The following is a 2,141-nucleotide window of genomic DNA, read 5'->3' as shown; positions in this document are numbered from 1 at the left end:
TCCCTAGGGCAAACTCCCTGCCGGGGCTGCAGGAGGTGAGATGAGAGCACGCGCGGCTACGCTCGGGGATCTCGAGGATGTCTTCCATGGCCTGTCCAAGCGGATGTCGGACGAGTACGTGGCGGCCGGCAAGGACAGCAAGATCGCCTACGACAATCTGATGATGAATTTGAAGGAAGGCCGGGCGCATGCGCTCGTTGAGGGCGACAGGGCCGTGGCGATCATTGCCTGGCACGAGAACAGCGATGCCGCCGATACGCTGTTTGCCGCGCAGGAGGATTTCTTCCGCGCCTCGACCGTGCGCTTCTGCAAGCGGCATATCAGGCATATCCAGGCGCTGGCCGGCAACCTTCCGATCCATTCGCGCAGCTGGCTGCAGGGGCCTGACGTCGCCAGATGGTTCGGCATCATCGGCTATGTCGAGCGGGGCCAGGAGAACGGCGCCAATCTGTTCGAACTGCCACCGGCTCGCCTCGGCTAAGGAACCCTGGCTGCGGTAGCTGTTCATCTTTGCCGCGAACGCCGACTGTACATCGCCATCGCCCGCGCAAATTCGTCGATGCGGGTCACCGTCTTCGCCTCCAATCGCTTTAACGCGGCGGCCTTTGCGAATTGCACACTCGGCCGCCTCATGGACTGCCTCGGCAAGCGGCTTGCGCAGGACGACGATTGGCGGGATGTTGCTGGGGGGCAACCGGGGCCAAACCGGCAGGCCGAGACCAATATGGCTGCTGTAAAATGTCGCGAGCTTGCTTCGCCTTTCTTGTCTTTGTTGCCTTGCTGATGCCGGTAGAGGCAAGCGAACGCATGTCTCATCTGTTTGATCGCTCCAACCTGCCGATCGCCTATTTTCGCGAATCGGATCTTGTGACCGCGTACGCGACTGCAATGGCGCGCTTCCGTCTGCAGTTCGCAGGGCGCGCCGGCGAAACCAATCTTGCGATCCCTCTCGAACCATTGCTTTTGCGGGCCGAATTCCGGGCGCGGACATGGCGCTCGGCGGACGGCAGCTTGTTGCAAGGCTTCGCCGGCAAGGGCGGCTTCCGATTGACTATCGGTAACTGCCTGGCGCGTATTTGCGCAGCCAGCGAATGCAGCGATGCCGGTTGGCCGGTTTACGCCTGCAGCGACGGACGCAAGCGCAAGATGTCCGTCACCGATTTTGTGACGGCAAGATTCGATGGCATCCCCTATCGTCGACTGAGCGCCCCTCCTTCACAGCAATGATAGCGCGAGGTGGTCTCACCGAGGCAGATGTTCAGCCAGGGCGATATTCGGTTGCCGCAGCGCGAAAGCCGCCTGTACCGAGCGGTTGACCGTCACCGGCAGGATCGGAGGCGACAAACCCGAGAAGGTAGGTGACGCGATCGGGCAACAGCTCCGCAAAACCATCCCCGAGAGGGGCCCAGAGCGGTGCCGGGCGCATCCGCCACAGCGCGATCGGGTTGCGCTCGGCAGGCGTTGATGGTTTGTTGCCGGTCAGCGGAGATCAAGTGATGCGAGAATCCATGGGTCAAGACGAATACGGGTCGGCGAACCCCTTCGATCCGGACGACCTGCCGAATTTGAACGCGATCGGACCAGGGATCGGCAACAACGACTTCGAGAAATACGCGGTCGCCGTGATCATCGTGTTCGGCGCCCTGATTATCGGCGGGCTGATGGCCGCGTCGATGACTTTCGGCCATCGCAACGGCTTCCTCTTCGCTCTGGGCGGCGCCACGTCGGCCTGGATATCGGGAAATGCGCTTTTGCTCGACCGGCCACGCATCTATGCGCTGTTCGTCGGCATTGCCGCCTTGATGCTGATTGCATCGACCATCACGCTGGTGACCTGACGGCTCCTGCCGGGCCATGAAGCGGAGGCCGCTCCCGAAGGGTGGAATCCGGCCTCGTCCGGCAAGGAACAGGCTTGCGGCCTGTCAATATCCAAGCGCTTCGCCCGACGCCGCGCGGCTGTCGATGGCGCCATTGTAGCGCGCGCCGCCGCCCTTCTCGATTTCCGCCAGGCTCTTGCCGCCGACGAGAATGCCCGCCGCCTGGCCCCAGCTCTGGTGAGCGAGATCGAGGTGATAGCCCATACCGGCGAGCAGCCTTTCGGTATCGGGCGAAAGCCCGAACGGCTCGACATAGACCGTGTC

3 protein-coding genes and 1 pseudogene are annotated in these 2,141 nt (G+C 62.6%); 3 read left to right on the top strand and 1 reads right to left on the bottom strand.

The window, feature by feature from the left end; genetic code table 11:
* Nucleotides 1-40 precede the first annotated feature (40 nt).
* The 3 genes from EOA36_RS34120 to EOA36_RS34110 all read left to right on the top strand — a co-directional run bounded on the left by EOA36_RS34120 (nt 41) and on the right by EOA36_RS34110 (nt 1,838).
* Nucleotides 41-481 (top strand): hypothetical protein, encoded by a 441-nt coding sequence (locus tag EOA36_RS34120; RefSeq protein ID WP_127281091.1) that lies wholly within the window; start codon nt 41-43, stop codon nt 479-481.
* 257 nt (nt 482-738) lie between these two features.
* The gene (locus EOA36_RS34115; protein WP_245464549.1) at nt 739-1,227 is read left to right on the top strand and encodes a hypothetical protein; all 489 of its coding nucleotides are present in this window, start codon (nt 739-741) and stop codon (nt 1,225-1,227) included.
* Between the two features lie 269 nt (nt 1,228-1,496).
* Complete coding sequence (locus tag EOA36_RS34110) at nt 1,497-1,838, top strand: hypothetical protein (RefSeq protein WP_015319229.1); 342 nt, start codon at nt 1,497-1,499, stop codon at nt 1,836-1,838.
* An 84-nt stretch (nt 1,839-1,922) separates the two neighbouring features.
* Here the strand turns inward: EOA36_RS34110 and ggt are convergent.
* Nucleotides 1,923-2,141: pseudogene (gene ggt, locus EOA36_RS34105) on the bottom strand (gamma-glutamyltransferase); the annotation flags it as partial.

The organism is Mesorhizobium sp. M8A.F.Ca.ET.021.01.1.1, from assembly GCF_003998025.1.
In the GTDB taxonomy this organism is placed as follows: Bacteria; Pseudomonadota; Alphaproteobacteria; order Rhizobiales; family Rhizobiaceae; genus Mesorhizobium.
Note: the sequence above shows the minus strand (reverse complement) of the source record. Positions and strands in the feature narration are given on the sequence as shown.